This window comes from Streptomyces coeruleofuscus (genome assembly GCF_039532725.1).
In the GTDB taxonomy this organism is placed as follows: domain Bacteria; phylum Actinomycetota; class Actinomycetes; order Streptomycetales; family Streptomycetaceae; genus Streptomyces; species Streptomyces coeruleofuscus.
In genome coordinates, this window is the sequence record NZ_BAAASE010000005.1 from 152,183 (window position 1) to 177,765 (window position 25,583).

General features: G+C 69.0%; 21 protein-coding genes and 2 pseudogenes. 12 read left to right on the forward strand and 11 right to left on the reverse strand.

All coding sequences use genetic code 11. The features are described 5' to 3' along the window. Positions 1–258 precede the first annotated feature (258 nt). Both ABFX81_RS20190 and ABFX81_RS20195 read left to right on the forward strand, forming a co-directional pair. The gene (locus tag ABFX81_RS20190) at positions 259–1,140 is read left to right on the forward strand and encodes a LysR family transcriptional regulator (protein WP_086851195.1); all 882 of its coding nucleotides are present in this window, start codon (positions 259–261) and stop codon (positions 1,138–1,140) included. Between the two features lie 374 nt (positions 1,141–1,514). Further along, positions 1,515–2,390: a glutathione S-transferase C-terminal domain-containing protein gene (locus ABFX81_RS20195; RefSeq protein WP_086851197.1), complete on the forward strand. Its 876-nt coding sequence runs from the start codon at positions 1,515–1,517 to the stop codon at positions 2,388–2,390. Positions 2,391–2,433: 43 nt separating this feature from the next. Here ABFX81_RS20195 and ABFX81_RS20200 read toward each other — a convergent pair. Next, positions 2,434–3,136, reverse strand: a pseudogene (locus ABFX81_RS20200) (NADPH-dependent F420 reductase). Here ABFX81_RS20200 and ABFX81_RS20205 point away from each other — a divergent pair. From ABFX81_RS20205 to ABFX81_RS20230, 6 genes are all read left to right on the forward strand, one after another. Next, a complete protein-coding gene (locus tag ABFX81_RS20205) occupies positions 3,095–3,499 on the forward strand; it encodes a hypothetical protein (RefSeq protein WP_346138433.1) in 405 nt (134 codons plus the stop codon). The pseudogene ABFX81_RS20200 and the gene ABFX81_RS20205 sit on opposite strands and share 42 nt — an antisense overlap. A gap of 108 nt (positions 3,500–3,607) precedes the next feature. Further along, positions 3,608–3,850 (forward strand): hypothetical protein, encoded by a 243-nt coding sequence (locus tag ABFX81_RS20210; RefSeq protein WP_346138434.1) that lies wholly within the window; start codon positions 3,608–3,610, stop codon positions 3,848–3,850. Positions 3,851–4,120: 270 nt separating this feature from the next. Then, a complete protein-coding gene (locus ABFX81_RS20215) occupies positions 4,121–4,990 on the forward strand; it encodes a nuclease (protein WP_086851199.1) in 870 nt (289 codons plus the stop codon). A 16-nt stretch (positions 4,991–5,006) separates the two neighbouring features. Then, complete coding sequence (locus ABFX81_RS20220) at positions 5,007–5,417, forward strand: sugar dehydrogenase complex small subunit (RefSeq protein WP_086851201.1); 411 nt, start codon at positions 5,007–5,009, stop codon at positions 5,415–5,417. After that, positions 5,417–7,117 carry a GMC oxidoreductase gene (locus tag ABFX81_RS20225; protein ID WP_086851203.1) on the forward strand — a complete coding sequence of 567 codons (1,701 nt, stop codon included), beginning with the start codon at positions 5,417–5,419 and terminating at the stop codon, positions 7,115–7,117. Before ABFX81_RS20220 ends, ABFX81_RS20225 begins: the two co-directional genes overlap by 1 nt. 10 nt (positions 7,118–7,127) lie before the next feature. Continuing rightward, positions 7,128–7,805 carry a histidine phosphatase family protein gene (locus ABFX81_RS20230; protein WP_346138435.1) on the forward strand — a complete coding sequence of 226 codons (678 nt, stop codon included), beginning with the start codon at positions 7,128–7,130 and terminating at the stop codon, positions 7,803–7,805. 1,437 nt (positions 7,806–9,242) lie between these two features. On the opposite strand, the gene ABFX81_RS20235 is transcribed toward ABFX81_RS20230, so the two are convergent. Beyond that, positions 9,243–10,418, reverse strand: coding sequence for a SpoIIE family protein phosphatase (locus ABFX81_RS20235; RefSeq protein ID WP_086851205.1), 1,176 nt, complete (start codon positions 10,416–10,418; stop codon positions 9,243–9,245). 182 nt (positions 10,419–10,600) lie between these two features. On the opposite strand from ABFX81_RS20235, the pseudogene ABFX81_RS20240 reads away from it, so the two are divergent. Continuing rightward, positions 10,601–10,983 (forward strand): annotated as a pseudogene (locus ABFX81_RS20240) (restriction endonuclease); the annotation flags it as partial. Between the two features lie 217 nt (positions 10,984–11,200). Then, positions 11,201–11,446: a hypothetical protein gene (locus tag ABFX81_RS20245; protein ID WP_086851208.1), complete on the forward strand. Its 246-nt coding sequence runs from the start codon at positions 11,201–11,203 to the stop codon at positions 11,444–11,446. 132 nt (positions 11,447–11,578) lie between these two features. Here the strand turns inward: ABFX81_RS20245 and uidA are convergent, their stop codons facing one another. The 4 genes from uidA to ABFX81_RS20265 form a co-directional block, all read right to left on the reverse strand. Beyond that, the gene (uidA, locus tag ABFX81_RS20250; protein ID WP_346138437.1) at positions 11,579–13,369 is read right to left on the reverse strand and encodes a beta-glucuronidase; all 1,791 of its coding nucleotides are present in this window, start codon (positions 13,367–13,369) and stop codon (positions 11,579–11,581) included. A 115-nt stretch (positions 13,370–13,484) separates the two neighbouring features. After that, positions 13,485–14,360, reverse strand: a complete 876-nt coding sequence (locus ABFX81_RS20255; protein WP_086855393.1) for an ABC transporter permease subunit — start codon at positions 14,358–14,360, stop codon at positions 13,485–13,487. 1 nt (position 14,361) lies between these two features. After that, complete coding sequence (locus ABFX81_RS20260; protein ID WP_086855392.1) at positions 14,362–15,315, reverse strand: ABC transporter permease subunit; 954 nt, start codon at positions 15,313–15,315, stop codon at positions 14,362–14,364. Further along, complete coding sequence (locus ABFX81_RS20265; RefSeq protein WP_346138438.1) at positions 15,312–16,607, reverse strand: sugar ABC transporter substrate-binding protein; 1,296 nt, start codon at positions 16,605–16,607, stop codon at positions 15,312–15,314. Before ABFX81_RS20265 ends, ABFX81_RS20260 begins: the two co-directional genes overlap by 4 nt. 169 nt (positions 16,608–16,776) lie before the next feature. On the opposite strand from ABFX81_RS20265, the gene ABFX81_RS20270 reads away from it, so the two are divergent. Next, positions 16,777–17,397, forward strand: coding sequence for a TetR family transcriptional regulator (locus tag ABFX81_RS20270; protein ID WP_086855394.1), 621 nt, complete (start codon positions 16,777–16,779; stop codon positions 17,395–17,397). 364 nt (positions 17,398–17,761) lie between these two features. Here ABFX81_RS20270 and ABFX81_RS20275 read toward each other — a convergent pair whose 3' ends face one another. From ABFX81_RS20275 to ABFX81_RS20295, 5 genes are all read right to left on the reverse strand, one after another. Then, the gene (locus ABFX81_RS20275; RefSeq protein WP_086855390.1) at positions 17,762–20,209 is read right to left on the reverse strand and encodes a glycosyl hydrolase family 95 catalytic domain-containing protein; all 2,448 of its coding nucleotides are present in this window, start codon (positions 20,207–20,209) and stop codon (positions 17,762–17,764) included. Positions 20,210–21,311: 1,102 nt separating this feature from the next. Beyond that, positions 21,312–21,812, reverse strand: coding sequence for a cupin domain-containing protein (locus ABFX81_RS20280; RefSeq protein WP_346138439.1), 501 nt, complete (start codon positions 21,810–21,812; stop codon positions 21,312–21,314). Between the two features lie 253 nt (positions 21,813–22,065). Further along, on the reverse strand, positions 22,066–23,016 hold the full coding sequence (locus ABFX81_RS20285) for an alpha/beta hydrolase fold domain-containing protein (RefSeq protein ID WP_086852802.1): 951 nt from the start codon (positions 23,014–23,016) through the stop codon (positions 22,066–22,068). A gap of 29 nt (positions 23,017–23,045) precedes the next feature. After that, the gene (locus ABFX81_RS20290; RefSeq protein ID WP_086852804.1) at positions 23,046–23,990 is read right to left on the reverse strand and encodes a zinc-binding dehydrogenase; all 945 of its coding nucleotides are present in this window, start codon (positions 23,988–23,990) and stop codon (positions 23,046–23,048) included. A 96-nt stretch (positions 23,991–24,086) separates the two neighbouring features. Further along, positions 24,087–24,677, reverse strand: a complete 591-nt coding sequence (locus tag ABFX81_RS20295; protein WP_086852806.1) for an NAD(P)H-dependent oxidoreductase — start codon at positions 24,675–24,677, stop codon at positions 24,087–24,089. 385 nt (positions 24,678–25,062) lie between these two features. Here ABFX81_RS20295 and ABFX81_RS20300 point away from each other — a divergent pair, with 385 nt between their 5' ends. Continuing rightward, complete coding sequence (locus ABFX81_RS20300) at positions 25,063–25,566, forward strand: MarR family transcriptional regulator (protein ID WP_086852808.1); 504 nt, start codon at positions 25,063–25,065, stop codon at positions 25,564–25,566. Positions 25,567–25,583: the final 17 nt, after the last annotated feature.

Sequence of the window (25,583 nt, forward strand, 5' to 3'; positions counted from 1 at the left end):
TCAGCGACAGCGCATGGTGACGGCGCGGCCGAGGTCGACCACCCGCCGCCGCGTCAGCCAGGTGCCCGCACCACAGCACACCGCCGACCCGACGGCCGACGGCCGGGGTCCGGTGCTGTGGGGGCGCGGCCCGCAGGCCGACGCGTTGGCTGTACGCGGCATGCGCCCAGCATGCAGGAGGCGAAAGCCGTACGTCCAACGACGATTCGCCATCAAAACCGATCACGATCCCTGATCAATAGGTGCTAGCCTGCGCCCATGCGACCGGTTCTGGACATCGTGGCACTGCGCAGCCTGATCGCCGTAGCCGACTACGGCGGCTTCCACCGCGCCGCCGGCGCGCTCGCCCTCAGCCAGTCCGCGGTCAGCCAGCACGTACGACGGCTGGAGAAGACGCTGGGCCTTCCCGTCGTCGAACGCGACGGCCGCAAGACCCGGTTCACCGCACGCGGCGCCCAACTCCTGGAGGAGGCACGGCTGATCGTGGGAGCCCACGACGCGGCCGTTCGCAGGCTCCTGGGTGAGGGCGGTCCCGGAACCGCCACCGTCGTCGTCGGTGCCACCGAGCACGGCGCGGACCAGATCCTCCCGGTGCTCACCGAGGCCGTACGGGAGGTGCGTCCGGGCGCCGAGGTCCGCGTGCGGATCGACCGCTCGGCACGACTGACGGACGCGGTCGACCGCGGCGAACTCGACCTCGCCGTCTACGTCACCGAGGCGACCGCCGCGGCGGGCGACCCCGTAGGCGGACTGCCGCTGCGCTGGTACGCCGCCCCTGGCTGGAAGCCGCCCGGCGCCCCCGCCCCGCTGCCGCTGGTCGCAGTCAACGAACCGTGCGTCATCCGCCGCCGCGCCCTCACCGCGCTGGCCGCCCACCGCACGCCGGCCACCGTCGTCGCCGAGGCCGGATATCTCGCGGGCGTCCTGGACGCGGCCCGCGCGGGACTGGGCACCGCGCTGCTCGCCGTTCCAGGCGGCCAGCACCCCGAGGGACTGCTCCCGGTCCAGGGCTTGCCCGCCGTGTCCCCGGTACGGCTCAGCGCGCGACCCCGGCACGGCGCTGACCCCTCCGTGACCGGCGCCGCCGTCGAGGCGGTCCGCGCGCTGCTCGCCGCCTGCGAGACCGGCCGCGCGGCCTGACCGCACCGCAGCCCGGGTCCTCTCACGTGGTGAGACGCCGTGGTATCGGCCGAACGGCCCTCTTGACGCGGTGTGGACGCGGCCTGACACTTCACTACGGGAATCCTAGTGAACTGGTAGGGAAGATGGGCTGTGTCGCGCTGGACCTCGGCAGTGACGCCGTCCGTGTCGCCGTCCGGCCGCTGCCCCTGCTGACGTCCCGCCGTCACATCGATCTCGTGCGTGTGTGCAGTGCGGCAAGTCCCCTGCGCGACGGCGGGCCAGTCCCCGCTCACGCCTGACCCTCCCGCACAAGTACCGCATCCCGGCAGCGCCGAAGCTGCAGCGTGCCGTCGCCGTCGTATGCCCATGACCGAGCACTTCCAGGGAGACGCATGTCCGCGACATCCTCGACAGCCGTGCCGTCCTTCCGCAGCAGGATCGGCTGTGACGCGAGCAGCGGTTACTACGCCGCGCCGCGCCGCTACCGGCTCCATCTCGCCCTCTCCTGTCCGCACTGCCTGCGGATCGCCGTGACGCACGGCCTGCTCGGCCTCGGCGACACGCTCCCGGTGACGCTGCTGCCTGGCGTGCCCGACGCACCCGGCGGCGGACACCGGGAACTGCTTCCGCTGTACGAGGCCAGTTCGCACCAGTACCCGGGGCCGGCCGTGGCGCCGGTGCTCAGCGACGGCTGGACCGGGCGGATCGTCAGCACGCACGCCCCGGACATCCTGCGGGACCTGACCCGGTGGTTCGGCGGTCATGGTCCTGATCTCCACCCGCGTGGTGCCGAGGAGGCGATCGAGGGTGTAGCCCGGCTCTGTGAACAGGGCATCACCGCAACCGCCCAGCGCGCCGGGCAGTCCGGGGGTGACCCGGCGGCACGCGACACCGCGCTGGCCACCCTGCTGCGCGCCCTGGACATCCTGGAGTGGCGGCTCACTGCCCAGGAGTACGTCCTGGGCGGCGGACTCACCCTCGCAGACGTGTACTTGTGGGTGACGCTGGTACAGCTGGACACCGTCCACCGCTACCACCTGGACACCGCTGCGGTGCACCGCATCACCGCCCTCCCCCGGCTGTGGGCGTACGCACGACGGCTGGCGGCGCACCCCGCCTTCGGCTCCCGCCTCGACCTGGACAGCATCGACCGCAGGCACCACGCCCACTGCCGGGGCAGCGAGGCCGCCGGCGCGGCGGTACAGATCGTGGACTGGGCGGCGTACGCGAGACGGGAGGCATCGGAGCCGGCGTGGCAGCCCGGCTGACCGGGGAGCAGGGCGGACGCCCGGCCTCCGGCGGTGACAGTGGTCAGGCGGCGGCCGACCAGTCGGTTCGGGCAGTGACGAGCTGGCTGTGCGCTGCCCGCAGCTCGTCCAGCCCACGGCCAGCCGGGGTCCCGGCCTGGTGGCTCGGTCCGGCCGCGTACGCCAGCGGAGGCGCGTTTTGCTTGCGCATCCGCTCCCTCGCCGACCCACAGGGCGATGAAGAGCGCGGCGGTCGCTTCCAGGAGTCCCGCACGTTCGAGACCACCGCCGGCCACGGGGTCGCAGCCCACGTCCTGCACCGACTGGCGTACACGCAGGAGGGCCGTCTCGTCGTCCCCGCAGACGGGAACAGCCAGTGGTCGCCCATCGAAGACGGGCGGCCGCGTGCGCCACACGTCCTCGTGGCAGAGGTTGAAAGCCTTGACCACGTGGGCTCCTGGTGTCGCCGCGGCCAGTTGCTGCGCGGCTGAGGGGCCTCCGTCCGTCAGCAGCCGGAAGCCCGGCCCGACCGGGTTGGAGCAGTCGAGCAGCGCCTTGCCCTCCGGGGCCGCCTGCAGGTCCCGTGCCACGTCTGCTCCCGCTACAAAGGGCAGCGCGGCCGGCACCACCTGACCGAACTCCGCCGCCCCGCGCAGACCGGCAGGCTCCACGCTGCCTCCGATGCGCGTCGCGAGCCACACCGTGCCTGCGCGGTCCTGGACCGGATGTCCGCCCTCGGCTTCGGCCCCGACTACGTGGCCGCACAACGCGAGGCCCTCGTACTGGCCCGGGCGCTGGTGCCGGAAGGCTTCGACGGCTTACTGACCCAGCTCGAACACGGGCTGGACGACCCCGAGTACATCGACCTGACCAAGCACGGCTGGGAGGCCGAGACCTGGGAACCGTACGACCCGAGGATCGAAGAACTCGCGACCGCCATGGCCGACCACTACCTCGCCAACCCCGCACTGCTGGGAGATCATGCCAGCCGGCAGGCATGGGCCAAGGCCTCCGCCCAGTACAAGCTGATCAACAACCACCGCGACGACCAGGCACCGGTCGCGGCCCGGCTGACCGCGCTCACCGAGACCGAACTCCGCTCCGCAGGCGTACCCATGCCGCACCGATGACGGAATCCTCTTGCCACCGAAAACTGCGCGTCACAGCAGCCCTGCGGCCGCCTTGGATCTGGATGTGTTGGGGCCCATCGGCCTGTGAAGAGCGAGGATTCCCGCCCCATGCGGTACGTACGACTTGCCAAAGGCGCCGTCACCGTCGCCGTCTCCACCGCGGCCTGCCACTCCCTCATGTACGCCGGCTTCGCGGGGGCAGGCGAAAGCGCGGCCGCCACGGGCCCAGCGCCCACGGCGCCGACTGCCGCCGCCCCGGCGAACAGCGACTCCAGCGCGGCCCGGCGCCGCCGGTACGGCCAGACCGTCGTGTCCATGCCGGACAGCCCGAGCAGGTCGAAGGCGACATAGGCGCTGTTGGATCTACGTGCTGAACACGCACTCTCGTTGTTGTGTGGTGGCGTGGTTCGCCCATCCCGGGAGTCCTGTGAGAGCAGAGACCAAGGCGGCAAGCCCCGCGTCACGCGTGCTCAGGGTCTGTCGAGCGACTCACCAGATGCCCAATTTGACACAGTTAGCTACTGTTTGCGCATACCGTGTCACTCATAGTGATGCGCTCGTGGGTCGCGGCCCGGGTGCTCGCCGGCATCGAGGTCCGCGTCCCCGTCCAAGGGAGTCGCCATGCCGATGCTGCTGATCAAGGGCTCGTACCAAATCCTCGGAGCCCGGCCGGACGGAGATACGGTCAATTTCACCCCTGACGATCCGACCGAGTGGGACCTCGTTGGCGGGTTCTACAAGGTGGAACACAACACGTCCGGCAAGGCCAGGCTGCGACTGGAGGCCATCGACGCGCTGGAGACCCACTACGCCCGCACTGGCCCGGAGGTCCACCAGCCGCTGGCTCACGGCCACGCCGCGCAGGAGGAACTGCTGCGTTGGCTCGGCTTCACGAGCGTGCAGCGGGACGCGAAGGAGAAGGTCACCGCTGCCACCCCCGCCACCGTGCCCGGCTGGATCCTCACCCGCGGCGCGGCGAAGGATCGCCGCTGCATCGCCCTGGCCGGCCGGGGAACACCCCCGAGCACGAGCGGGACAGAGGTCTTCGTCGACGTGCCGATGCTGAAGACCACAGTCAACCATCACCTCCTCGCGGCCGGCCTGGCCTATCCCACCTACTACCGCAGCCTCTACGCCGACCTGCGCACCGAGCTGACGGCCGCGGTCCATCAGGCGCAGGCCACCACGCCCGCCAAGGGCCTGTGGGCCGACGACGTCACCCTCAGCGGGGCGACCGTCACCGGGATGTCCTCCATCACCGAGGACAACGGAGCAGTGATCCTGCCGAAGCTGTTCCGGCGGCTGGTGGACTACCTCAACCTCGGCGACCCGGACCTGAGCGGATTTCCCGCATTCCTGGACCAGGCCCAGGACAAGTTCTGGATCCTGTCCACCGGCCAGTCCACCACCGGCCTCGACGCGGTGGTCGAAGTCATCAACAGCAAGGTGCGGATGACCCACCCCTCCGAAGACCTCGTCTTCGACGAGTGAGCAGGAGGCAGCCGCAATGACCCACGCCGCAGACTTCCGTGCGCTGTCCGAACTCCTCACAGGCGAATACCCGCTGGACCCAGCGACGGCGGACGCACACCGCGAGCGCCTCGCCCGCCACTTCCCTGCCGACCTGGACCGTCTCATCGACGCCCACCGTGCAGCCGCTGGGCAGCCCGACCCTGGCGCGGCGTTTTTCGCCGCCGTCAACGCAGACCCGGCGCTGGCGAGGCTCAGCCGGGAGACGCTCGCGATCTGGTACACCGCGCAGTTCACGCGCCCCGACAACACGCAGGACGCGCCGGACACGCCCGCGCGCTATCGCGCCGGGCTGGTGTGGAAGATCATCAGCGCCCACCCTCTCTCCGCTGCCCCGGTTCCGGGTGGCTACGGCTACTGGACCCAGCACCCAGGCAGGGAGAGCTGATGGACACCGCCTATGACGTCGTCATCATCGGCGCGGGAGTGGCCGGGGCGATGTGCGCGTGCCGGATCAAGGAGGCTAAGCCGCAGGCGCGGATCCTGCTTCTGGATGCCGGCGACAACGACATCGATTACGACCAGCGCGAGGCGTTCGTCGACGCCTACCAGGTTTCGCCGGCCAAGAACGTCCCTTCCCCGTACGCCGCGCTGTCCAACAACAAACTCGGCTACGCGCCCTCCTCGGACGGCACCGGTGACCCAGTCGCCATGAACCGCTACTACGTGGAGAGCGGCCCCGACCTGTTCAAGAGCGGCTTCCAGCGCATGGTCGGCGGCAGCACCTGGGCCTGGCGCGGCAACACGCCCCGATTCCTGCCCACCGACTTCGACCTCAAGACCCGATACGGCATCGCCGTGGACTGGCCGCTCACCTACAACGACCTCGAACCGTACTACGCCCAGGCCGAGGTGGAACTGGGTGTGTCGGGAAACCGAGACGAGTGGGAGCCGCTCACCCCGCGCAGCACGGACTACCCCATGCCCGGCATCGCCGCCAGCTACGGCGACGAACTCGTACGCGCCGCCCTGGCCGACATCGAGCCGATCGACGGCACTGACGTCACCGTGCTCACCACCCCCCAGGCCCGCAACTCGGAGGAATACCAGGGGCGCAGCGCCTGCCAGGGCAACTCCAGCTGCATCCCGATCTGCCCGTCCGGCGCGAAGTACGACGCCTCCGTCCATGTCCGCCGGGCTCGCGACGAACTCGACGTCCAGGTGCGCACCGGCTGCACCGTCACCCGACTCGTGCCGCGGCCCGGCAACGCCTCGCCCACCGTCGTCTTTCGTGACTGGACCACCACCGAGCGGGCCGAAGAGCAGGTGAACGCCACCCATGTCGTGCTGGCGGTGAACGCGATCGAGACCCCGAAGCTGTGGTTGCTCTCGGGGCTGGACAACCGCAGCGACCAGGTCGGCCGCAACCTCATGGACCATCTCGCCGAAGAGGTCGTCGGCCTGTTCGGCCAGCCCGTCTTCCCCTATCGCGGCCCCCAGTCGACCCTCAGCATCGAGACGTTCCGCGACGGGCCATGGCGGCGCACCACCGGCGCGTTCCGTATGACGATCGGCAATGACGGATGGGGCCGCTTCGAGTCCCCGGCCGCGGCAGTCGACAAGCTGATGTGGGATCCGGTCGCCAAGAAGCTCAAGCACTACGGCACAGATCTGCAGGACAAGCTGGCCGAGCGGGTCACCCGCATGCTGCGCATCGGCTACTCCACCGAACAGCTCCCCGACTCCGCCAACCGGGTCACCCTCTCGGACGAGAGGGACGGCCTCGACATCCCCCGGCCCAAGATCGCCTTCAAGATCGACGACTACTCCAAGAGGGCCTTGGCCTACGGCCACTCCGTCGCCCGCCGTATCTGGCAGCACATGGAGGACACCGCCGGCGCGGAGGAGGTCGAACCACTGCAGCCGACGCTCAAGTTCAACGGAGCCGGCCACCCCATGGGCACCACCCGTATGGGAACCGACCGGGCGACCTCCGTGGTCAACGCGGACGGGCTCTCCCACGCCCACACCAACCTGTGGGTCGTGGGCCCGTCCGTTTTCCCCACCGGCAGTACGGCCAACCCCACCCTCACCTTGGCCGCGCTGACGCTGCGTACCGCCGACAAGCTCGCCGCCGCCCTCCCCTGACACAGCCACAGTGCCCATCACCACGCGGCTGACCATCGCCCGCCACGGACAAGCCCGGTGCAACGTCGACGGCCGCGTCGGCGGGCCCAGGACCTGCACCGGGCTCACCGACCACGGACGCCACCAGGTCGAACTGCTGGCTGGCCGGCTCGCCGCCCAGCAGCACACCGGGCCCGCCTTCGACGTCCTGTACGCAGGCTCAAGGCTCCGCCTGCAGGAAAGCGGTCGAATCCTCGCCAACGCCCTTGGTCTAACGCTCGTCACCGAGCTCGGACTCGACGGTCCCCGCCACGGCCAAGCCGACGGACAACTGTGGCGCGACATCGAGAGCGCCTTCGGCGGTGCCCCGCACACCCACCCCGACCAGCCCTACGCACCCGGCTCCGACACCTGGAACCGCTACCTCACCCGGGCCACGAACCACTTGGCCGCCCTCATCGAACGTCACCAGGGTCAGAGCATCCTGCTTGCCGCCCACAGCGAAACCACCCACGCCGCCTGCCACCTGCTCCTCAACATCGCCCCCCAAGGCCACGTCCCGCGTGGGCTTCGGCACCGACCATGCTGGCCTGACACGCCTCGAGCACCACGACGACCGCTTCGGACACGCCACTTGGGTCCTCGCCGCCCTCAACGACACCGGACACCTCATCAATCACGACTGACGACAAGCGTGAGGCGCGTATGAGGTGCCGATTTCAGCAAGCGCCATCAGGACGGAGTCGTGTGACAACATCCGTCGGCGCTGCGAGTTCTTGGCGAAGTTGGGTGTTGTCACGATGGAGGGGCTCACCACGCTCAACTTGGCAGAGAAGACGAAGTGGGCCGACCGCTCCTCCGACGCCCGGGCACCCCAGCGCCACGCCGCTGCAACCGGTTCTGCAATCGCTGGAAGGCGAGCCGTCCTTCCTCCGACACGACCAGCTCGTCGTCCAGCGCGGTCGCGTCCGGCAGCTGCGCTGTGCCGGCCACAACCTCCGGGAACGCGGCGGGGGCCAGTTTGGTGCCGCGCCTTGAGCACCACGTGGCCCGTATCGACGGACACGAGTGCCCGGAACCCGTCCCACTTCGGCTCTGCGGCCCACCCGGGCCGCAGACCGGGATGGGCACGGGTGAGGTCAGCATCGGCTCGGGCAGCGTCCACGTCACGCACCATGCCTTCCACAGCGGTCGGCGTCCGTTCGAGTGCTATGGCCCGAGCACCGGTTCAGGCGGGCGAGGTGATCTTCCCGTGTGACACTGCTCGCCGGACCCTTTCGAGCGGAACGGTCGTTGAGTGGTCATGGAGTGGTCGGCGCAGGCCAGGCCCTGGGTGCAGAAGGCAGCCGAGCAGACGGTAGAGCGCGTGCCACCTCGCGGACCTCGCCGGCCCGAACGGATGGAGCACGGCGGCCGCTGATGACGTCCTCGACGCGATCGACACCCTCACCGACACCCTTGACAGCGTTGGGGAGGACCTCGCCCATGCCCTCGCCGCGGTGGATGCCGACCGCTGAGGCGCACCGGTGTCCGGGCATCGCTGTGGACGACCAGGCGCCCGGGCGGGACGGTACAGCGTCGGTGCCCGTAGCGCGCGGTCCGGGGCGAAGGCCGCCCCGGCGTCGCGGGCTCGGTCCGGGCTACGGGGCATCCCTACGGACCGCTGAGTCCGTGCTTCTGCACCACGGCCGTCGTTGAGCAGGTGTGGCCGCGGACATGAACACGGGTTCAGCGCGAAGACGTCAGCATCCGTTCCTGTTCTTCAGCCGGCGGCGGAGGCAGCAGTCGCATCGCTGGGGCCACTCCGATCGAGGGGCGGGCTCTCCGCACCAAGCTGCTGCGGAGAGCCCAGCGAGACTGTTTCTCAACCCCGCACCGGCCGGGTGACCACCGCCCCTGGACCGCGCGACTGGACCTAGAGGGGACAGCGCCGACCTCCCCAGGCACATCGCCGCATTCTCACCAGCCACTCGACAGCTCCTCGCCCGCGCTGGAGGCACGCCTGTCCGTCGGCCGGTCGCTACCCCGAGTCGTTGAGCTCACGGGCTCGACAGAACGGGCGGCTGCGTGATCGTCCCGGTGAGCGGCGCGATGGACTACCTCACCGGCCCCGCGTTCCGTGCCGCCGCTCGCGGGAGCGCCCTGGTCATGGCTGCTGCTTGGTGCGGGCGGCTGAGGCCTGCCCGGTGTCCGCGCCGGAGCTGACGTGCCGCTGGGTCTCCTGGGGGCCGTGCCAGTCCAGGCACATGGCGGTGGCGTCGTCTTCGAGTCGGCCGTCGGCGGCGTCCCGGACTGCGGACGTCAGCGCCAGCACGGTTTCCCGCGGGTGCAGGTCCCGGGTGTGTTCGAGCAGGGCGGGCAGGTCGACCTTCTCACCGTGACGTTCGAGCATGCCGTCGGTGACCATGAGCAGACGGTCGCCGGGGCGCAGATCGAGGTCCTGAACACGGTAGGGGTGGGGTGTGAACTCGGACAGTCCGAAGGGATGGTCCACCTTGCAGGTGATCACCTCCACAGTCCCGTCACGCATGCGCAGTGGCCAGGGGTGGCCGGCGTTGACGAGCTGGGCCTGTCCGGTGTGGAGATGGATGCGCAGGAGCTGTCCGGTGGCGTGACCGTGGCTGTGGTCGATCAGTGCCTGGTCGGCCAGGTGGGCCTGCTCGGCCAGGCCGGCTCCCGCGCGGCGGGCGCCGCGCAGGGCACTGATCAGGAGCGTGGCGGCCAAGGCGGCGTCGATGTCGTGGCCCATGGGGTCGGTCACCGACACGTGCAGGGTGTCTCGGTCCAGGGTGTAGTCGAAGGTGTCGCCGCTGAGGTCTTCGGAGGGCTCCAGGTTCCCGCTCAGGGTGAACTGTGCGGCCTCGCACGACAGTGACGGGGGCAGTAGCTGGTACTGGATTTCTGCTGCCAGGGTGGGGGGTCTGGAGCGTTTGCCCCAGGTGTAGAGATCGGTGAAGCGCCCGTTGGCGATCACGATGTAGGCCAGGAGGTGGGCGGCCTCCCCGACCGCATCGAGGATGTCCGCGCCGGGGTCGGCCGGAAGGAGCAGCTCCAGCAGCCCGATCGCATCCCCCCGGTTGGTGACCGGCATGATCACCCGATGTCCGTGGGCGGTCGCCTCCTGGTACAGCCGCTGGGTACGGATCACTTCCTCGTAGACGCTGCCGAACAGGGGGATCCTCTCAGCCTCCCGGCCACCGTCCGCGGGGGCGGTGGACAGCCGCGCCACCGCCCTGCCCGTCAGGTCCACTATGAGGAAGGAGACCTTCGTGGCCTCGAAACGCCGCCGCAGGTCCTCGGCGACCACGTCGACAGAGTCCACTGGCGCCGCCGCCTCGGCTGCCGTCAGCACCCGGGGAAGACCACTCTGCCCACCACGCACGACCGCGGTCCCTTCCGCCAGCCCCTCCTACCAGCATGGGAGCCGCCGCGGATGGCGTCAACCAGTGGACACTCGCGGTAAGCCGTACGGTCACATCATGGTCTCGCGGAATCGAGAAAGCTGACCTGATGCGCCGGGACGGCTGCCGGGACGCGCAAAGGGTCGGCGGGGGCGGCGACCCGGCGCGGACGTCACGGCCACGGATCCGCTCGGGCGGCGCTGGGTGATCCAGCGCAAGCAACGCCGCCACGGGGTGAGGGGCTCAGCAGTGGGCACTCCCGATTTGCAGGTGCTCAACGGGACAGCGAGGCCGGTGCACGGGGCGGACGTCGCGGTGATCGTGACAAATGGCAGGGTCACCGCGCCGGCCGTGGACTTCGCCAAGCAGCAGCGGCTGCACGGCGTGGACCGCCAGACGCCGGCCGTGTGGGCATCGGGCTCACGGCCGCTGTGGGAGCTGCTGCGGGCCGTCCCACCCCCCAGGCGGCCAACGTCTCTGAGCTGAAGACGACGGCTTGCTGGCCGCAGGCGGAGCATGGCGGCTCCTGCTGCATGCATTCCCAGACCTCGGTGAACCGCGGCACAGGGCGGCCGGGTCGACGCCGAGCTTGCGGGCCGCCTCGCCGATGTTCATGGGTCTCCTCTGCTGTCCCGTGACATCGAAGTGGCGCGCATCTTGGGCCGGGCAGTCCGGCACGGAGCTGACCTGGCATGATGCCTCGATGGAAACTGGCTTCCCCTGGGGGTCCACACCGACCGTCGATCTGCGCCTGTGGCGCTCCGACGCCATCGTGCTGTTCGACTGGCTGATGAGCACAGATCTGAACACCGTGCCGATCACGCACCCGGCTCAGAAGCAGGCTCTCGCAGACCTGCTCACACGCTTGGAAGAGGTGGACGTTGTCGAGTCCACCGAGGAGGAGATCGCCGCAGCCCAAGAAGAAGTGGCCAGGGACATGGGCTGGTAGGGCACCGGCCGCGTGACCTGGCTGATCCTCACCCTGGACCGGGTGCGGCGACAGATCACGGACGCAGAGCGGCGCGAGGAAAAGTTCCAGCGCGGCATCGACGCGCCATATGACCGACAGCTTCAGGACCTGTTAGTCGTCTTTCCGCCAGCGGGCGCGCAGCCTGAACGCCGCGCCCTTCGGCCGACGTTCGCGGGTGAATACTCCCTTCTTGTTGCCGTCGACACGGAAGACACCGGGCGCCGTGGCGAAGTCGGCGAAGTTCCAGACCTGCTCGCCGACGACCGCGTCGACACGGTCGAACACCCGGTGATACACGTCGAGCAGTTCGGTCTGGTACTCCTCGGTCCACGGGCTGGGTACGACGCTGCGCAGTCCGGGGTAGGCGTCCGCTCCGTACTCGGTGATGACGATGGGCTTGTCGTGCGCGGCCCACTGCCGCAGTTCCGCTTCCAACTCCGTCTCGGCCGCCGCCAGGTCGTCGGGGCCGAAGTACCAGCCGTAGTAACGGTTGAGGAGCACGACGTCGAACAGGTCGGTGACCACACACTGGTCCGGCTTCCCCATGAGCGCGTTGACGTAGGCGACGGGCCGTGAGGGATCCAGTCGGCGTGCCTCGGCCGCCAGCGGTGCGAAGTAGTCGCGCGCCTCTGGTTGGACGTTGTCCGGCTCGTTGGCGATGGACCACAGCACGACACTCGGATGGTTCTTGTCGCGCGCCACGAGCTCCCTCACCGCCTGCATGTGCGTGCGAAGTGTGCTCTCACCCACGGTGTCGGGCGAGAACGTCGACGCCTTACGACCGGAGCCGAAAACACCTCCCGCGATGTTCAGGTTCAGGCCGACGGCTGCCGTCTCGTCGATGACCACCACACCCTGTCGGTCCGCGTAGTCCAGCACCTCCTCTGCATAGGGGTAGTGCGAGGTGCGGAACGAGTTCGCGCCGGTCCACTCCAGCAGGGCGAAGTCATGCACCATCAGGATGTCGTCATGAGCCCTGCCGCGCACGGCGGCGTCCTCGTGCTTGCCGAAACCCTTGAAGTAGAAGGGGATTCCGTTGATCAGGAATTCCTTGCCCCGTACCTCCACCGTGCGCACGCCCACGGTCTGGCGGTAACTGTCGACGAGGTAGCCGGAGGTGCTCCACAGCGTGGCCTCGAGTTCGTAGAGGTAGCCGTCGCCGGGCGCCCAGGGGTGCACGTCCGCGATCTTCAGGGTCCCCTCCGCCCCGGTGGCGGCATGAACCTCGACCCCGGAGGCATCGCGCAGCGAGACACGCACGACGTGCTCATCGGCTTGAGTGGTGCTGTCCACGCGGTAGGCGACGAGGCCGGCCGTGTCCTGCAGGCTGGTGGTCACGGTGATGTCGGTGATGTGGACGGGGGGCGTGGTGTACAACCACACGGGCCGGTGCAGCCCCGCGTAGTTGAAGAAGTCCTGGAAGTAGTGCTGCACCCGGCGGCCGTCCGCTCGTTCCTCCACTCGGCCGGGCGGTATCGACTCCCAGGTCAGTTCGTTGTTGACCACGACGGTGACACGGTTCTCGGCACCCGGCCGCAAGTGCGCCGTGACGTCGGCCTCGAAGGGGGTGTAACCGCCTTCGTGCCGGGCGACCTCGACATCGTTGACCCAGGCGACGGCGCGATGCGTCGCGGCGTCGAAGCGGAGCACCGTCCGTTCCCCCGCCCACCGGTCAGGAACCCATACCTGCGTCTGGTACCAGACGTCCCCGACATGGTCACGGACGGTCTTGTCCGGGAAGATGTCGTTGTAGCTGGCCGGCACCGGGATGTCCACGGCGCCCGCGAGCCGCGCGCGCCACCAGCCCTCGGCACGGCCGGCACCCTCCGCGTCCAGGCGGAAGCTCCACAGGCCGCAGAGAGAGCGGCGTTCACGAGTGGGGCCGTCCTGGGGACGAAGCATGGCTGGTTCTCCTGTCGTATGTGCGCGTGTCGACGCGGGAGTCGAAAGGGCAGGAACAAAGGGCGCCCAGGGAGCCGTCGGCGCCTGCCGACGGTCGGGTCGGGCGCGGTCCGGTCTACTTGATGCCGGTGTTGGCGACGCCCTGGATGAAGTGGCGCTGCAGGGCGAGGAAGAGCAGGATGATCGGTGTGACGACCGTGACCGCCCCGGCCAGCAGCAGGCCGTAGTTGGTGCCGTTGGCTCCCACGGAGAAGAGGGCGAGGGCGACGGGCAGCGTGTAGTGGTCCTCGGTCTGCGCGACGACGAGCGGCCACAGGAAGTTGTTCCACTGCGCGAGAAAGGTGAGGATCGCCAGCGTCGCCAGTGCGGGCCGTGTCAGGGGAAGGATCACCCTGAAGAAGATCCGGGATTCGCCCGCACCGTCGAGGCGCGCAGCCTCGACGAGGGCGTCCGGGATGTCCCGGATGAACTGCCGCATGATGAACACGCCGAACGGTGTCACGAGGAAGGGCAGGACGAGTCCGAGGTAGGAGTTGCCCAGGCCCATGTTGCTGACGAGCACGAACAGGGGGACGAAGGTGGTGACGCCGGGGATGATCAGCATGGTGAGGACGAGGCCGAACAGCAGACGCTTCCCCGCGAACTCGATCTTCGCGAAGGCGTAACCGGCCATCGAGCAGAACAGCAGATTTCCCAGAACACAGGCCACCGCGACGAGTGTGCTGTTCAGGAAGTACAGTCCGAAGTTCTGCTTCGACAGCAGCTGTTCGAAGTTCGCGAGGGTCGCGGACCGGGGGAGCCAGGAACTCGGATGGGCGACGATCTCACCCGTCGGTTTCACCGAGCCGAGGAACATCCAGGCAAAAGGCGCCAGCGTCGCGAGGAGTCCCAGCACGAGGGCGCAGTAGAGGACGACACGAGCCGTAGGGACGCGCCGGGACGGACGCCGGTCCCGGAAAGCCGGAGCGGTCGTTACGGTGGGGGCGGTCATGTCAGGCCTTCGCTCGGAAGAGGCGGAACTGCAGGAGGCTCAGCAGAGCTATCGCGGTGACCAGCACATAGGACGCGGCCGAGGCCATTCCGTAGTTCCCGAAGCCGAACTGCTCGTAGGCGTAGTAGCTGATCGACGTCGTGCTGTCCAAGGGGCCACCGCTCGTCATGACGAACGGTTCCTCGAAGAACTGGAGGTAGCTGATGCTGAGCAGAACGGCGACGACCAGCGTGGTGGGCCGCAGCAGCGGCAAGGTCACGCTGCGGAAGGCTCGCCAGCGGGACGCGCCGTCCACAACGGCCGCCTCGTGCAGCTCGGGAGGTATCGACTGCAGTCCCGCCAGGAAGATCACCATGGGGATGCCGAAGTGCCGCCAGACCGCCATGAGGATGAGGGCCGGCATGGACCAGTTGGGATCGTTCAGCCAGTCCGGCCCCGAGATCCCTACGACCGACAGGACCGAGTTGATCATCCCGTCGGGCTTGTAGAGGTACCTCCACACGACCGCTATCGCCACGATGCTCGTCACGACCGGAGCGAAGTAGGCGACCCGGAAGAAGCCCTTCGCCCGCTGGATCCCGGAGTTGAGTGCGACGGCGATCGCAAGAGAGATCACCATCGTCAGAGGGATGCCCACAGCGACGAAATAGAGCGTGTTCAGGGCGGCGCGGACGAAGGTGGGATCGGCGAACAGCGTGGCGTAGTTCTCCAGGCCGACGAAGTTGACGCTGAAGGGCGTCTCCACGTCCTTGCTGGTGATGTCGGTGACGCTCATCGACAGTGACGAGAGGACCGGCCAGAGGCCGAAGGTGGCGAACAGCAGGACGAAGGGCGAGCAGAAGGCCCAGGCGACCAGTGTGCGCCGCAGGCGTCCGGAACCGCCCCTCGGCCCCTGGTGCCGTTGCCTGGTGGAAGACCTCTCGCGTGCGGGTTCCACGAAGGTGGTCGTGGTCATCGAGGCTGCCCCGTTCCGATCGACGACGCCTTCGCCTGGACCCGTTCCAGAGCCGCCTCGGGCGACGAGACACCCTTGGCCACCTTCTCGATCTCGGCATCGAGGACCGCGGTGACCTGCTTCCACGTGGTGACGTTCGGGCTGGGCAGCGCGGTTTTCAGCTGGGACCGGAAGACGGCCAGCGTCGGATCCGACTTGAGCTTCCCCTCATTCCAGGCCTGCTGCACGGCGGGAAGGTCCCCGGACAGTTCGTACCAGTCCTGCTGGACGTCGGGCCGGGAGAGCCACCGGACGAACTTCCAGGCTCCGTCGCGGTTCTTCGCCTCCTTGAACACCGACCAGTGCCCTCCCCCGATGTAACCGGCGTTGGACTTCGGCCCCTTCGGGAGCGCGACGACCCCCACCTTGTCCTTGACGAAGTCCGCCCCGCCCGCCTCCTTCAGCAGGGCCGTCTCCCAGGGGCCCGAGATGAGTGCGGCGGTGGAACCGTCGACGAACTGCGGCTCGATCTCCCCGAGGCTCACCGGCCCGTTGCGGCTCGCGGTCTTCGACGTGAAGAACGACTGGTAGCGCTTCATCCCCTCGCGGGCCTCGGGCGTGGTGAAGGTGAATTCGGTGCCGTCCTCGTTCATCAGGTTCGCACCTGCCTGCCACATGAAGGGCAGCACGCTCTGCCAGCTCTGCGCCACGCCGGTGGGCAGCGACAGACCCCACTTCGCGCCCTCCTTCTGGAGGGCCTTGAGGAACGGGCCGTACTCCTGCCAGGTCTTCGGCGCGGACACTCCGGCAGCCCGTGCCAGGTCCTTGCGGTAGAAGAGGGAGCGCGTCTCCACGTACCAGGGGACGGCGTACGTGCCTCCGTCGAAGGTGGTGCTCCGGGCGGCGCCGCGGTAGAAGGACGAGGTGTCGACGAGGTCGGCGGGCACCTGCTCGAGTCCGCCCGTCGAGGCGAAGTTCGTCAGGTCGGCGGATCCGACGAGGGTGGCGTCGGGGGTGTCCTTGGAGGCGATCGCCGTTTCGACCTTCTTGGTGTAGTCCTGCCACGGGATGGCCGTGACCTGCACCTTCGCGTCCGGATTGGCCTTCTCGAAGCGGGCGGCCAACTCGGGCAGGCGCTCGCCCTCGGTGCCCATGGCCCAGACGCTGATGTGCCCCTTGGCCTGTGAGGTGCCGACGGGAGCGCCCTTGGCGTCCCCGTCTCGTTGTGTATCGGACCGGCCGCAACCGGCCAGAACCAGTGTGGCGGTCAGACCGCCGATGAGCGCTTTCGACAAATGTGAGGTGAACATCATCGTCCGTCTCCTCTCCACCCGTGGATGCGTGAGCGGCTCTACCGCACGTCGTGGTGGGTCAGCGAGACGGTACAGCGAAACCCGAACAGATGCCATAGTTTCAGCGAGGGCGACGACGGTGGACTCTGTTTCGGACACTGCTCAGCACCTCCCGCTTAGGCTTGGGGGCATGACCGAGAAGACGGCGGCCCGTCCGGCCACTCGCCGAGGCCCATACGCCAAGAGCGCACAACGCAGGGTCGAGATCGTCGCCTCAGCCACCGCTGTGTTCGCGGCTCGCGGTTACCGGGGAGGGTCCCTGCGGGAGATCGCCAAGCAGCTCGACCTCAGCCTGACCAGCGTCGTGCACCACTTTCCCAGCAAGAGCGAGCTCCTCGTGGCCGTCCTCGAGAACGCCGATTCCGCGAGCATCGACTCCTTCGAGTCGGACAGCCAGGGAAAGGGTGTGGTCTACGCGGTCCTGCGGTACGTCCGCCGCAACCTGGAAAGGCAGGAAATGCTGCGGCTCCTCGCCTTGATGGCCGCGGAGGCCTCCGCTCCAGACCACCCGGCGCACGAGTGGTTCCGTGACAGGTACGAGCGGGTCGTCGCCGCTTTCACGACCGCGGTAGCCAGGGACCAGGACCTGGGTCGCATCTCGAACCGGAGGCAGCCCGAACTGATCGCGGCGGCCCTGGTCGCGATGTGGGACGGTCTCCAGCTCCAGTGGCTCATCGACCCGCGGCGTGACCTCATGGCGGGGGTATCGGCCGGCTTGGAGGATCTGCTGGGCGCTCCTACCGTCGGGTGACCGGCACCGTAGCAGCTGGTCGCGCCCTTCCCATCCAGACCGCCGCGTCCCCCGCCTTGGACCATCGGTCGCGACCGGAACGCGACCGGCCGCTGCGTCACCGAAGCTCGCCGCGTCGGTCTCGGTGCCCGTCCCCGCGTCGATGCTGCGTTCGATGACCACCTCGGCTTGCAGCCCTCGGAGCTGCGTCAGGTCGCCGACCCGCCGCCACGTCCCACAGCCGGACGTGGTGTCGGCACCTCGTGCCCGGCACCGCTCCACCGCAGAGGGGCCAAGACAGAGAGACGTCCACCAAGACCGTTCCACCCCGGGCCAGTGTCATACCTATGGCCGACTACGCCGGCAGATCCGTAACAGCCACGACTCACCGGGGAACTGCCGAGTCGACGGCCGTCAAGCGGTACCTCGTCTCCGCCCGCGTCTCGAACTCGAGCACCCCCGGCTCCGGGTGCCGTACTGGGACGGGGCGCCCGTGAGCGGTTACCTTCAACCGGGTCGCAGACCGCACGAGCGCCCGATTGCCCGAGCGGGAACGCAACTCACCGCCCTGCAACGCGCCCTCGCGCCATTTCAGATCCAGCTCGAAGCCGCCTCGCGCGAGAAGACCGCGCACCCGTCCGTTCGCCAACGCCGGAGGCAGCGCAGGCAGTAGATGCAGCTCACCCGCATGGGACTGCAGCAGCCACTCCGCAACGCCCGCCGTCGCCCCGAAGTTGCCGTCGATCTGGAAAGGCGGATGCAGATCGAAGAGGTTCGGCGCGGTGCGCTCGGGGGTGAGCAGGTCGGTCAGCAGCTTGTAGGAGCGTGCCCCGTCCTCCAGCCGCGCCCAGAAGTTGATTTTCCAGGCGAGGGACCACCCCGTACCCGCGTCTCCGCGCTGCTCCAGTGTCTTGAGGGCCGCTGCGAACAGTTCGGGGGTGTCCCGCTTGGTGATCTGGTTGCTGGGGTGCAAACCGTACAGATGGGAGACGTGTCGATGCTGCTGCTCGGGCGCGGTGGCGTCCCAGTCCTCCGACCACTCCTGCAACTGCCCCTGGGCACCGACTTTCATGGGCGGCAGCTTCCCGCGTGCGGCCCGGACCGCGTTCCGCATGGCGCGGTCCTCGCCGAGCAAGTGCGATGCCTTGACGAATCCGTCGAAGAGGTCGCGCAGGATCTGATTGTCCATGGTCGGCCCCGCGCACACGGACACGTCCGGGTGGTGGGCGTTCTCCGGGGAGACCGCGGGGCAGGTGACGAGGTGCCCGGTGCGTGGATCGGTGACCAGGGTGTCGAGGAAGAACCGCACCGCGCCGCGGAGTACCGGATAGCGGCGACGCAGCGCCTGCTTGTCGCCGCTGAAGAGATAGTGCTCCCAGATGCCGGTGGACAGCCAGGCTCCCCCGGTCTGCCACATGCCCCAGAACGCGCCGTCCACAGGGGCCGTGCCGCGCCAGGCGTCGGTGTTGTGATGGGTGACCCAACCGCCGGCGCCGTATTGCACCTCGGCCGTTCTCGCACCGGCGACAGACAGGTCCGCCAGCATGTCGAAGACCGGTTCCCAGCACTCCATGAGGTTGGTCACCGGGGCCGGCCAGTAGTTCATCTCGGTGTTGATGTTGATCGTGTACTTCGAGTCCCAAGGTGGACTGAGTAACTCGTTCCAGATGCCCTGGAGGTTGGCGGGCTGGGTTCCGGGCCGTGACGAGGAGATCAGCAGATAGCGCCCGTACTGGAAGTGCAGGGCCACCAGGTGCGGGTCGGCGGCGGTGGCGAACCTCGCTACGCGTTCGTCGGTGGGCAGTTCCGCGGCATCGGTCCTGCCGAAGTCGATGTCCACCCGCCGGAACAGCTTCTGGTAGTCAGCGACATGGCGTCGCAGCAGCCGGGCATGGGGCATGGCCGACGCGGCGTTGAGCGCGGCAGCGACGCGTGCCTCGTGGTCGCCTGTCGGGTCCTGGTAGTTGGTGTAGCTGGTGCCGATCGCGATCAGCAGGGTGACGGCATCGGCTCCGGTGACTTCGAGGCTCCCGCTGCCGCTGGCGACCGTCCCGCCCTCGGCGTGGGCGCGGGCCAGGGCCCGGAACCGTACCTGTCCCTTGATGCCCTCACGGGTTTGCGCGGTTCCGTCCATCGCGATGGTGATCCGGTCGGGCGAAGACGCAGTCACGGTCTGAGGGCTGTCGAAAGCCGCCGCGAAGGAGACGGCCCCCGGGGTATCAGCCGTCAGCCGCATGACGATCACCTGGTCGGGGTGGCTGACGAAGGTCTCGCGGTGATACGTCACCCCGCCCCGCCTGTACCGGACGGAGGTGACCGCTGAGTCGAGGTCGAGCGTGCGCCGGTAGTCCGCTGCCTCGCTGTCCGCTGCGAAGGCCATCCGCAGGTTGCCGACCGTCTGGTACATCAATTCACCCGTCGGGACTCCGAGGAAGTCCGAGTCGATGAGAGTCTGGGCGGCGCTCCACTCGCCGGCGAAGACGCGCCGGCGGATCTCGGGAAGGGCGGCCAGAGCCTTGGGGTTCGCCGGCTCATAGGGACCGCCTGCCCACACGGTGTCCTCGTTGAGCTGTAGCAGTTCGGTGTCCGTGCCTCCGAAGACCATGGCGCCGAGCCGCCCGTTGCCGATGGGCAGTGCCTCCAGCCACCCGGAGGCCGGCCGGGGATACCAGAGCACGAACTCATCCGGTTTTTGATCGGCTGCGGCGGCATCCTGTGGCGGCGTCCGGTCGGCGCCAGTTCCTTCGGCGGCATACGCGCCGCCGGACGATGTGAGGGCCGCCACGCCCGCTCCGGCTGTGGTGGACAGCGCGAGAAAATGTCTGCGATCCATACCCCAAAGCGTCGAGTCATGGGATGTCTTCTGTCGACCGGTAGGGACCACATTCGAAAGTTTCCGCCGTGCCGGCTACCGCTTCGACGGTTGGTCAGACCCTCCGCGGTGACCGAACTACCCGCAGGAGTTCAGGTGCCCCGATACGAACGGACGCCGCCTCGTCGCCGGCCAGAACAGCCCGTCTTGCGGTATCCAGCCGATCTTCACAACGCTGCGCTCAAACGCGATGGCTTTCTCTCACCAGTACAGCGGTACACCCATCGAGGCGTCCCTCGTGCTCCCACGCCTCAGCTTCACGCAGGACCAGGTGACGGCTACTGCCCGATCGGCTCCAGATGACCGGCTTCAACGCAGCGTAGTCAGCACCAAACCAGCACGGGAGTCAGCACCGCCCCGTCAAATCACCCCGAACCACGCGTCCCGAACGGCACGCGTTTCGACCGCCATCGAGCTCCTGAACCGCCTTTCCATGAGCCGGCATGGTGGCCACACGCATAGCCAACCCCAGAACTATGTTACCCCGCCACATGTGCGCCTGACCTGCGGATTCCTACGGTATGGCGACACGAAAACGTCCCCGCCAACCGCCAGGAAGTGGTGCCGATGCCCTCCCCCGCGACCGCCCCCCCCCCCGCCAGCCTCAAACACATCGTCACGGCCAGCCTCATCGGCACCACCATCGAGTGGTACGACAACTCATTCGTTCGGGGCTAGGACCTGCGGTTTTCTATGACTCCGGCCCTCGAAGTCAGCACGGAACCAGCACGGGGTTGGTGGCGTGCTGGTTCGGTGCTGGCCGGCCTGCGTCGCAGCGCGCCATTGCCCCGTCGGCATCCGCACATGGTTACTCAATGTCACCAACAGTCTGGGACAAGTCACCGGCCGTCCGTATCAAAGAGCCGGTAACCGACTGCACAGTGGCGCGTTGCCCAGGCGGGGCAGTGCCAACGGCGCGACGATCCGGTGGTCTCACGCACACAGTGGGTGTGCGCATGCCGAGCCCCCCTCAACCGGGCCGGCCTCGTGCTGGCTGGCACGGATCACGCCAGGGAGGAACGTGTCCTATCGCCACCGGTGCCGGGCTTGCCGGCCCTGCGAGTCACAGGAACTCGCTCCGGTAGGTCGAGGCCAACTCGGCCGCGCGGCGGCGGCGCTCCGCGAGCTCGTTCTCCGACAGTTGTGGCGGCGGCGCGTCCTTGCCCGCGACGACATCGCCGATGCGCGTGAAGTACTCGTCCTGGCCTGCGGGGGTGCACATGCACAGCATGCGGGCCGGCGCACCCGAAGCGTTGCGGAAGTTGTGCGGGGCGTTGGCCGGGATGTTGATCGTGGTCCCGGCCCGTACGGTGTGCTTCTCGCCGCGGAAGGTGAACTCGATCTCGCCCTCGAGGATCGTGAACATCTCCTCAAAGTCGTGGCGGTGCGGCGGCGGGCCGCCGCCGTCGGGGACGCGCATGTCGATCAGGCAGTACCGGCCGTTGGTCTGCTCGCCGGTGACCAGCATGGCGTACGTGTTGCCCACCAGAGAGATGTACGTCGTGCCGGGGTCGTCGGGGTCCGCCACGGTCAGCGAGCGGGACGGGTCGTCGTCGGGGATCATCGGAATCGTCTCCTTCAAAGGTCAGTCAGGTGAGGATCAGGTGCTGGGCGGGTCTCATGCAGTCCGGGAGTCTCCCGGCCGTCGTTGCGCATGCTGCCCGAAGTGGGAGTCCGGCCCGGCCGCGCGGTGCTTCAGTGGGTTCTTGATGGTGTCCGAGGCGCCCCATCGCGGCGGGCAACGGGGCGAGGGGCCACCTGTGTGGAGCGCTTGCACACCCCTCCTGCGGTACGGGGTGAGCGCGCTCGGTGCCGGCTCAGATCGACTTGAGGACGCGGATGCGGTCGGCGATGGCGCGGCCGGCGACGTCGGAGGTGAAGGCGATGGAGTCGAACTCGTGCGGGGCGCCGGGGTGCAGGTGGAATTCGACCGGCACGCCGGCGCGGCTGAGTTTGGTGGCGTAGGCGGTGTCTTCGTCGCGGAAGACGTCGAGCTGGCCGACCTCGATGTAGGCCGGCGGCAGGCCGGTCGCGTCCTCGAGCCGGGCCGGGGCCGCCGTGGCCGGGACGTCGGGCCCGCCGGCGGCCTCGCCGAGCAGGGCCGGCCATGCGGTGAGGCTGTCGTCGTAGGACCACAGCAGGTAGGGCGCGATGTGTGGATCGGGGGTGGTGGTGCGGTCGTCGAGCATCGGCATGATGAGGATCTGGCGGGCGATCTTCGGGCCGCCGCGCTCGCGGGCGAGGATCGACACGGCTGCGGCGATGCCGCCGCCGGCGCTGTCGCCCATGACGCCGATCCGGTCGGGGTCGACGCCGAACTCGGCGGCGTGTTCGTGCAGCCAGCGCAGTGCGGTGTAGGCGTCCTCGAGCGGGGTCGGGAAGGGGTGCTCGGGGGCGCGGCGGTACTCGACTGACAGCATCGGCACGCCGCTGGCGAAGACGTAGCGGGCGAGCGGCCCGTCGAACAGGTCGATGTGACCGAAGATGTATCCGCCGCCGTGGAAGAACAGCACGGCCGGGCCCGGCGCCGCGCCGTCCTTGGTGTACCAGCGCATGGTGATCCGCGCGCCGTCGTCGGCGGTCGCGTAGTGCTCGCTGGTCTTGACGTCGGCCGGAACCGGCTGGGCCGTTCCCGCGGCGCCGATGATCGGCTCCCACAGGGCGCGCCGCGCCGCGATGTCCCCCACGGCCGGTGGTGTGGCGTCCGCCATCGCACCGGCCATGGGGGCCAGCGCCTGGGCGATTTCGGGATCCAAACTGAGTGCCATGGCCCTTTCCTTTCGGCGGAGGATCGGCGTCAGGCGGCGGGCGGGACGACGATGGCCTTGCCGTGCACCGCGCCTCCGGCGGCCCGGGCGTGGAGCGCCGGCAGCTCGGCCAGCGGCACCCGCTCGGCGACGTCGACGCGCAGCTCGCCGCGGTCGATCAGCGCTACCAGCTGCGACAGCTGGTCGGCGTCGCTGCGGACGAACAGGTCGATGCCGCGCACACCGCGCTCCTGGTCGGAGGGCGCGGGCATCCATACCGTCGTGTTCACCACGACCCCGCCCGGACGGACTAGTGTGACGAGCGCGGCCAGCTCGGCCGGGTCGACCGGCGCGAGGTTGAGCACGATGTCGACCGGCTCGGTCACCGCCGCGCTCACGCCGGTGGTGGTGTGGTCGATGACCTCATCGGCGCCGGCCGACGTGACCGCCTCGCTGCTGCGCGGGCTGGCCGTGGCGATCACGTGGGCCCCGGCTCCCTTGGCCAGCTGCACGGCGTAGCCGCCGACCGCTCCGCCGGCGCCGTTGATCAGCACGCGTTGCCCGGCCGTCAGCTTGCCGTGGTCGAACAGCGCCTGCCACGCGGTGAGGCCCACGAGTGGCAGCGCGGCGGCGTCGGGCAGGGGAACGCTTTTGGGTGCCGGTGTCAGGACCTCGGCCGGCGCGAGGACGTACTGCGCGGCGGCGCCGGTCCCGTCCATCGGCAGGAAGCCGATGACGTCGTCACCGACCGCGATGCCGTCCACGCCCTCGCCCAGCGCGTCGATGGTGCCGGCGACGTCTATGCCGGGAGTGTGCGGCAGCACCACCGGGATGGGGCCGCGCATGAAGCCGCCGCGGATGTTGCCGTCGACGGAGTTGAACGACGTCGCGGCGACGCGGATCCGGACCTGCCCCGCGCCGGGGACGGGCTGCTCCACGTCCTCGTAGCGCAGGATGTCGGGGTCGCCGTACTCGTGGAAACGCACTGCCTTCATTTCGGTTCTCACCTTCACTGCGATGGAAGTTGCTTCGAATTCGAAGCAACTGTGACGACGGTACCTCTGCTTCGAATTCGAAGCAAGTGGTGTCGGTCACTGCCGGTGCGAGCGCATCGCCACGGCGAGTTCGGCGGCGGCTTGGTCGATGCAGGTGCGCAGCCGTGCCGCGTCGCTGTGAGCCGTGGCCGGCCAGTCGGCGGGGTCGGCGGGGTCGGCGGGGTCGGCGACGATCGTGGGCACGGGGTCGGCGTGCACGCTGGTCAGCCGCCTGCGTAGCACCTGCGCGAGGTCGGGCGGCTGCCAGCGGGAGCCGCTGTTGAGCGCCAGCAGCACCGGCATGCCGGAGAGGACTTTGTCCCCGAGGGCGGCGAAGCACGAGTCGAACACCTCGCTCGGGGAGGCGGCGAGCACCGGGGTCGCCACCACGAGCCCGTCGGCCGCCACGACCGCCGCGATCGCCTCCCGCAGGTCGAGGCTGACGCGGTCGTGGGCGGAGTGCTGGGCGAGGTCAACTGCCGGCCGGTGCAGTTCCAGCACCTCCACCTCGGCGCGCGCGCGACCGGCCGCCAGTGACCGGCACACGGCCTCCGTGACCCAGTCCGCGAGCAAGCGGGTCGGGTGTCCGTAGCCGACGCCTGCGCACAGGACGGCCAGAGACACCGGGCTCCACGCGGCGGTGCTCATCCCGGCATCGTTTTCATGGCTTCCTCCTCCTCGCGGCCGGGCTGCCGTGCCGTCAGCGGGGAGGGCCGAGGACGACGGTGCGCGAGGTAGGGAAGTTCCTGGCCGGTCCTCGATATCTGTGGGCGGCGGCGCCGTCCTTCTGCTCGCAACCCTGCGCCGCACCACTGCCCGATCTCCATGTTCTGCGGTGCTCAGCCGGGCCCAACACTGCCCACACCGTGCGCGCGCGAGGTCACGACATCAGACCCGTGAGACCTCACGCCCGGTCCAATACACGCAGCCGGGATGGCATCGAACACGCGGAGAAGTTCAGTTCCAGCGCCGCCTGCGGTAACTGGAAGCCGGCACCCAACACGCTTCGAATTCGAAGCAGTAGACTTCGGTCATGCCTGATTCACCGCCGTCGCTCGACCCCGTGCAGCTCGGCGCTTACTTCGACCTCATCGAGGTGACCAGCCTGCTCCGGCATGCCGTCGAGCAGCAGCTGCGCGAGGCCGGCGATCTCAGCTATGTGCAGTTCCAGCTGCTGGCCCGCCTCGGGGACTCGCCGACGGGCAGCCACCGCATGACCGACCTGGCCGACGGCGTCGTCTACAGCCGCAGCGGCCTGACATACCAGGTAGATCTGCTCCAGAAGGAGGGCCTGGTCGTCCGCGCTCCCTCGCCGGACGACGAGCGGAGCATCACCGTCACCCTCACCGATGCCGGGCGTGCGCTGCTTGCGAAGGTACTGCCGGGTCACGTCGAGGTAGTCAGCGGCCTGCTGTTCGAGCCGCTTTCGCGCGACGACGTCGAGGCTCTCGCCGGCCTGCTGGCGCCGGTGCGCGACCACATGCGCTCAATGCCGTCTCGCTCGGCCGCGCCTCGCCGCCGTAAAGGCGGAGCATAGGGACTCGACCAGGCCAC

Coding starts and splice junctions, on each gene's coding strand:
- ABFX81_RS20215 (WP_086851199.1), top strand. CDS start 4,121: ATGCCGATGCTGCTGATCAAGGGCTCGTACCAAATCCTCGGAGCCCGG.
- ABFX81_RS20285 (WP_086852802.1), bottom strand. CDS start 23,016: ATGGCACTCAGTTTGGATCCCGAAATCGCCCAGGCGCTGGCCCCCATG.
- ABFX81_RS20205 (WP_346138433.1), top strand. CDS start 3,095: ATGTCCGCCCTCGGCTTCGGCCCCGACTACGTGGCCGCACAACGCGAG.
- ABFX81_RS20245 (WP_086851208.1), top strand. CDS start 11,201: ATGGAAACTGGCTTCCCCTGGGGGTCCACACCGACCGTCGATCTGCGC.
- ABFX81_RS20190 (WP_086851195.1), top strand. CDS start 259: ATGCGACCGGTTCTGGACATCGTGGCACTGCGCAGCCTGATCGCCGTA.
- ABFX81_RS20295 (WP_086852806.1), bottom strand. CDS start 24,677: ATGAGCACCGCCGCGTGGAGCCCGGTGTCTCTGGCCGTCCTGTGCGCA.
- ABFX81_RS20270 (WP_086855394.1), top strand. CDS start 16,777: ATGACCGAGAAGACGGCGGCCCGTCCGGCCACTCGCCGAGGCCCATAC.
- ABFX81_RS20225 (WP_086851203.1), top strand. CDS start 5,417: ATGGACACCGCCTATGACGTCGTCATCATCGGCGCGGGAGTGGCCGGG.
- ABFX81_RS20275 (WP_086855390.1), bottom strand. CDS start 20,209: ATGGATCGCAGACATTTTCTCGCGCTGTCCACCACAGCCGGAGCGGGC.
- ABFX81_RS20280 (WP_346138439.1), bottom strand. CDS start 21,812: ATGATCCCCGACGACGACCCGTCCCGCTCGCTGACCGTGGCGGACCCC.
- ABFX81_RS20255 (WP_086855393.1), bottom strand. CDS start 14,360: ATGACCGCCCCCACCGTAACGACCGCTCCGGCTTTCCGGGACCGGCGT.
- ABFX81_RS20265 (WP_346138438.1), bottom strand. CDS start 16,607: ATGATGTTCACCTCACATTTGTCGAAAGCGCTCATCGGCGGTCTGACC.
- uidA (WP_346138437.1), bottom strand. CDS start 13,369: ATGCTTCGTCCCCAGGACGGCCCCACTCGTGAACGCCGCTCTCTCTGC.
- ABFX81_RS20290 (WP_086852804.1), bottom strand. CDS start 23,990: ATGAAGGCAGTGCGTTTCCACGAGTACGGCGACCCCGACATCCTGCGC.
- ABFX81_RS20195 (WP_086851197.1), top strand. CDS start 1,515: ATGTCCGCGACATCCTCGACAGCCGTGCCGTCCTTCCGCAGCAGGATC.
- ABFX81_RS20260 (WP_086855392.1), bottom strand. CDS start 15,315: ATGACCACGACCACCTTCGTGGAACCCGCACGCGAGAGGTCTTCCACC.
- ABFX81_RS20220 (WP_086851201.1), top strand. CDS start 5,007: ATGACCCACGCCGCAGACTTCCGTGCGCTGTCCGAACTCCTCACAGGC.
- ABFX81_RS20210 (WP_346138434.1), top strand. CDS start 3,608: ATGCGGTACGTACGACTTGCCAAAGGCGCCGTCACCGTCGCCGTCTCC.
- ABFX81_RS20300 (WP_086852808.1), top strand. CDS start 25,063: ATGCCTGATTCACCGCCGTCGCTCGACCCCGTGCAGCTCGGCGCTTAC.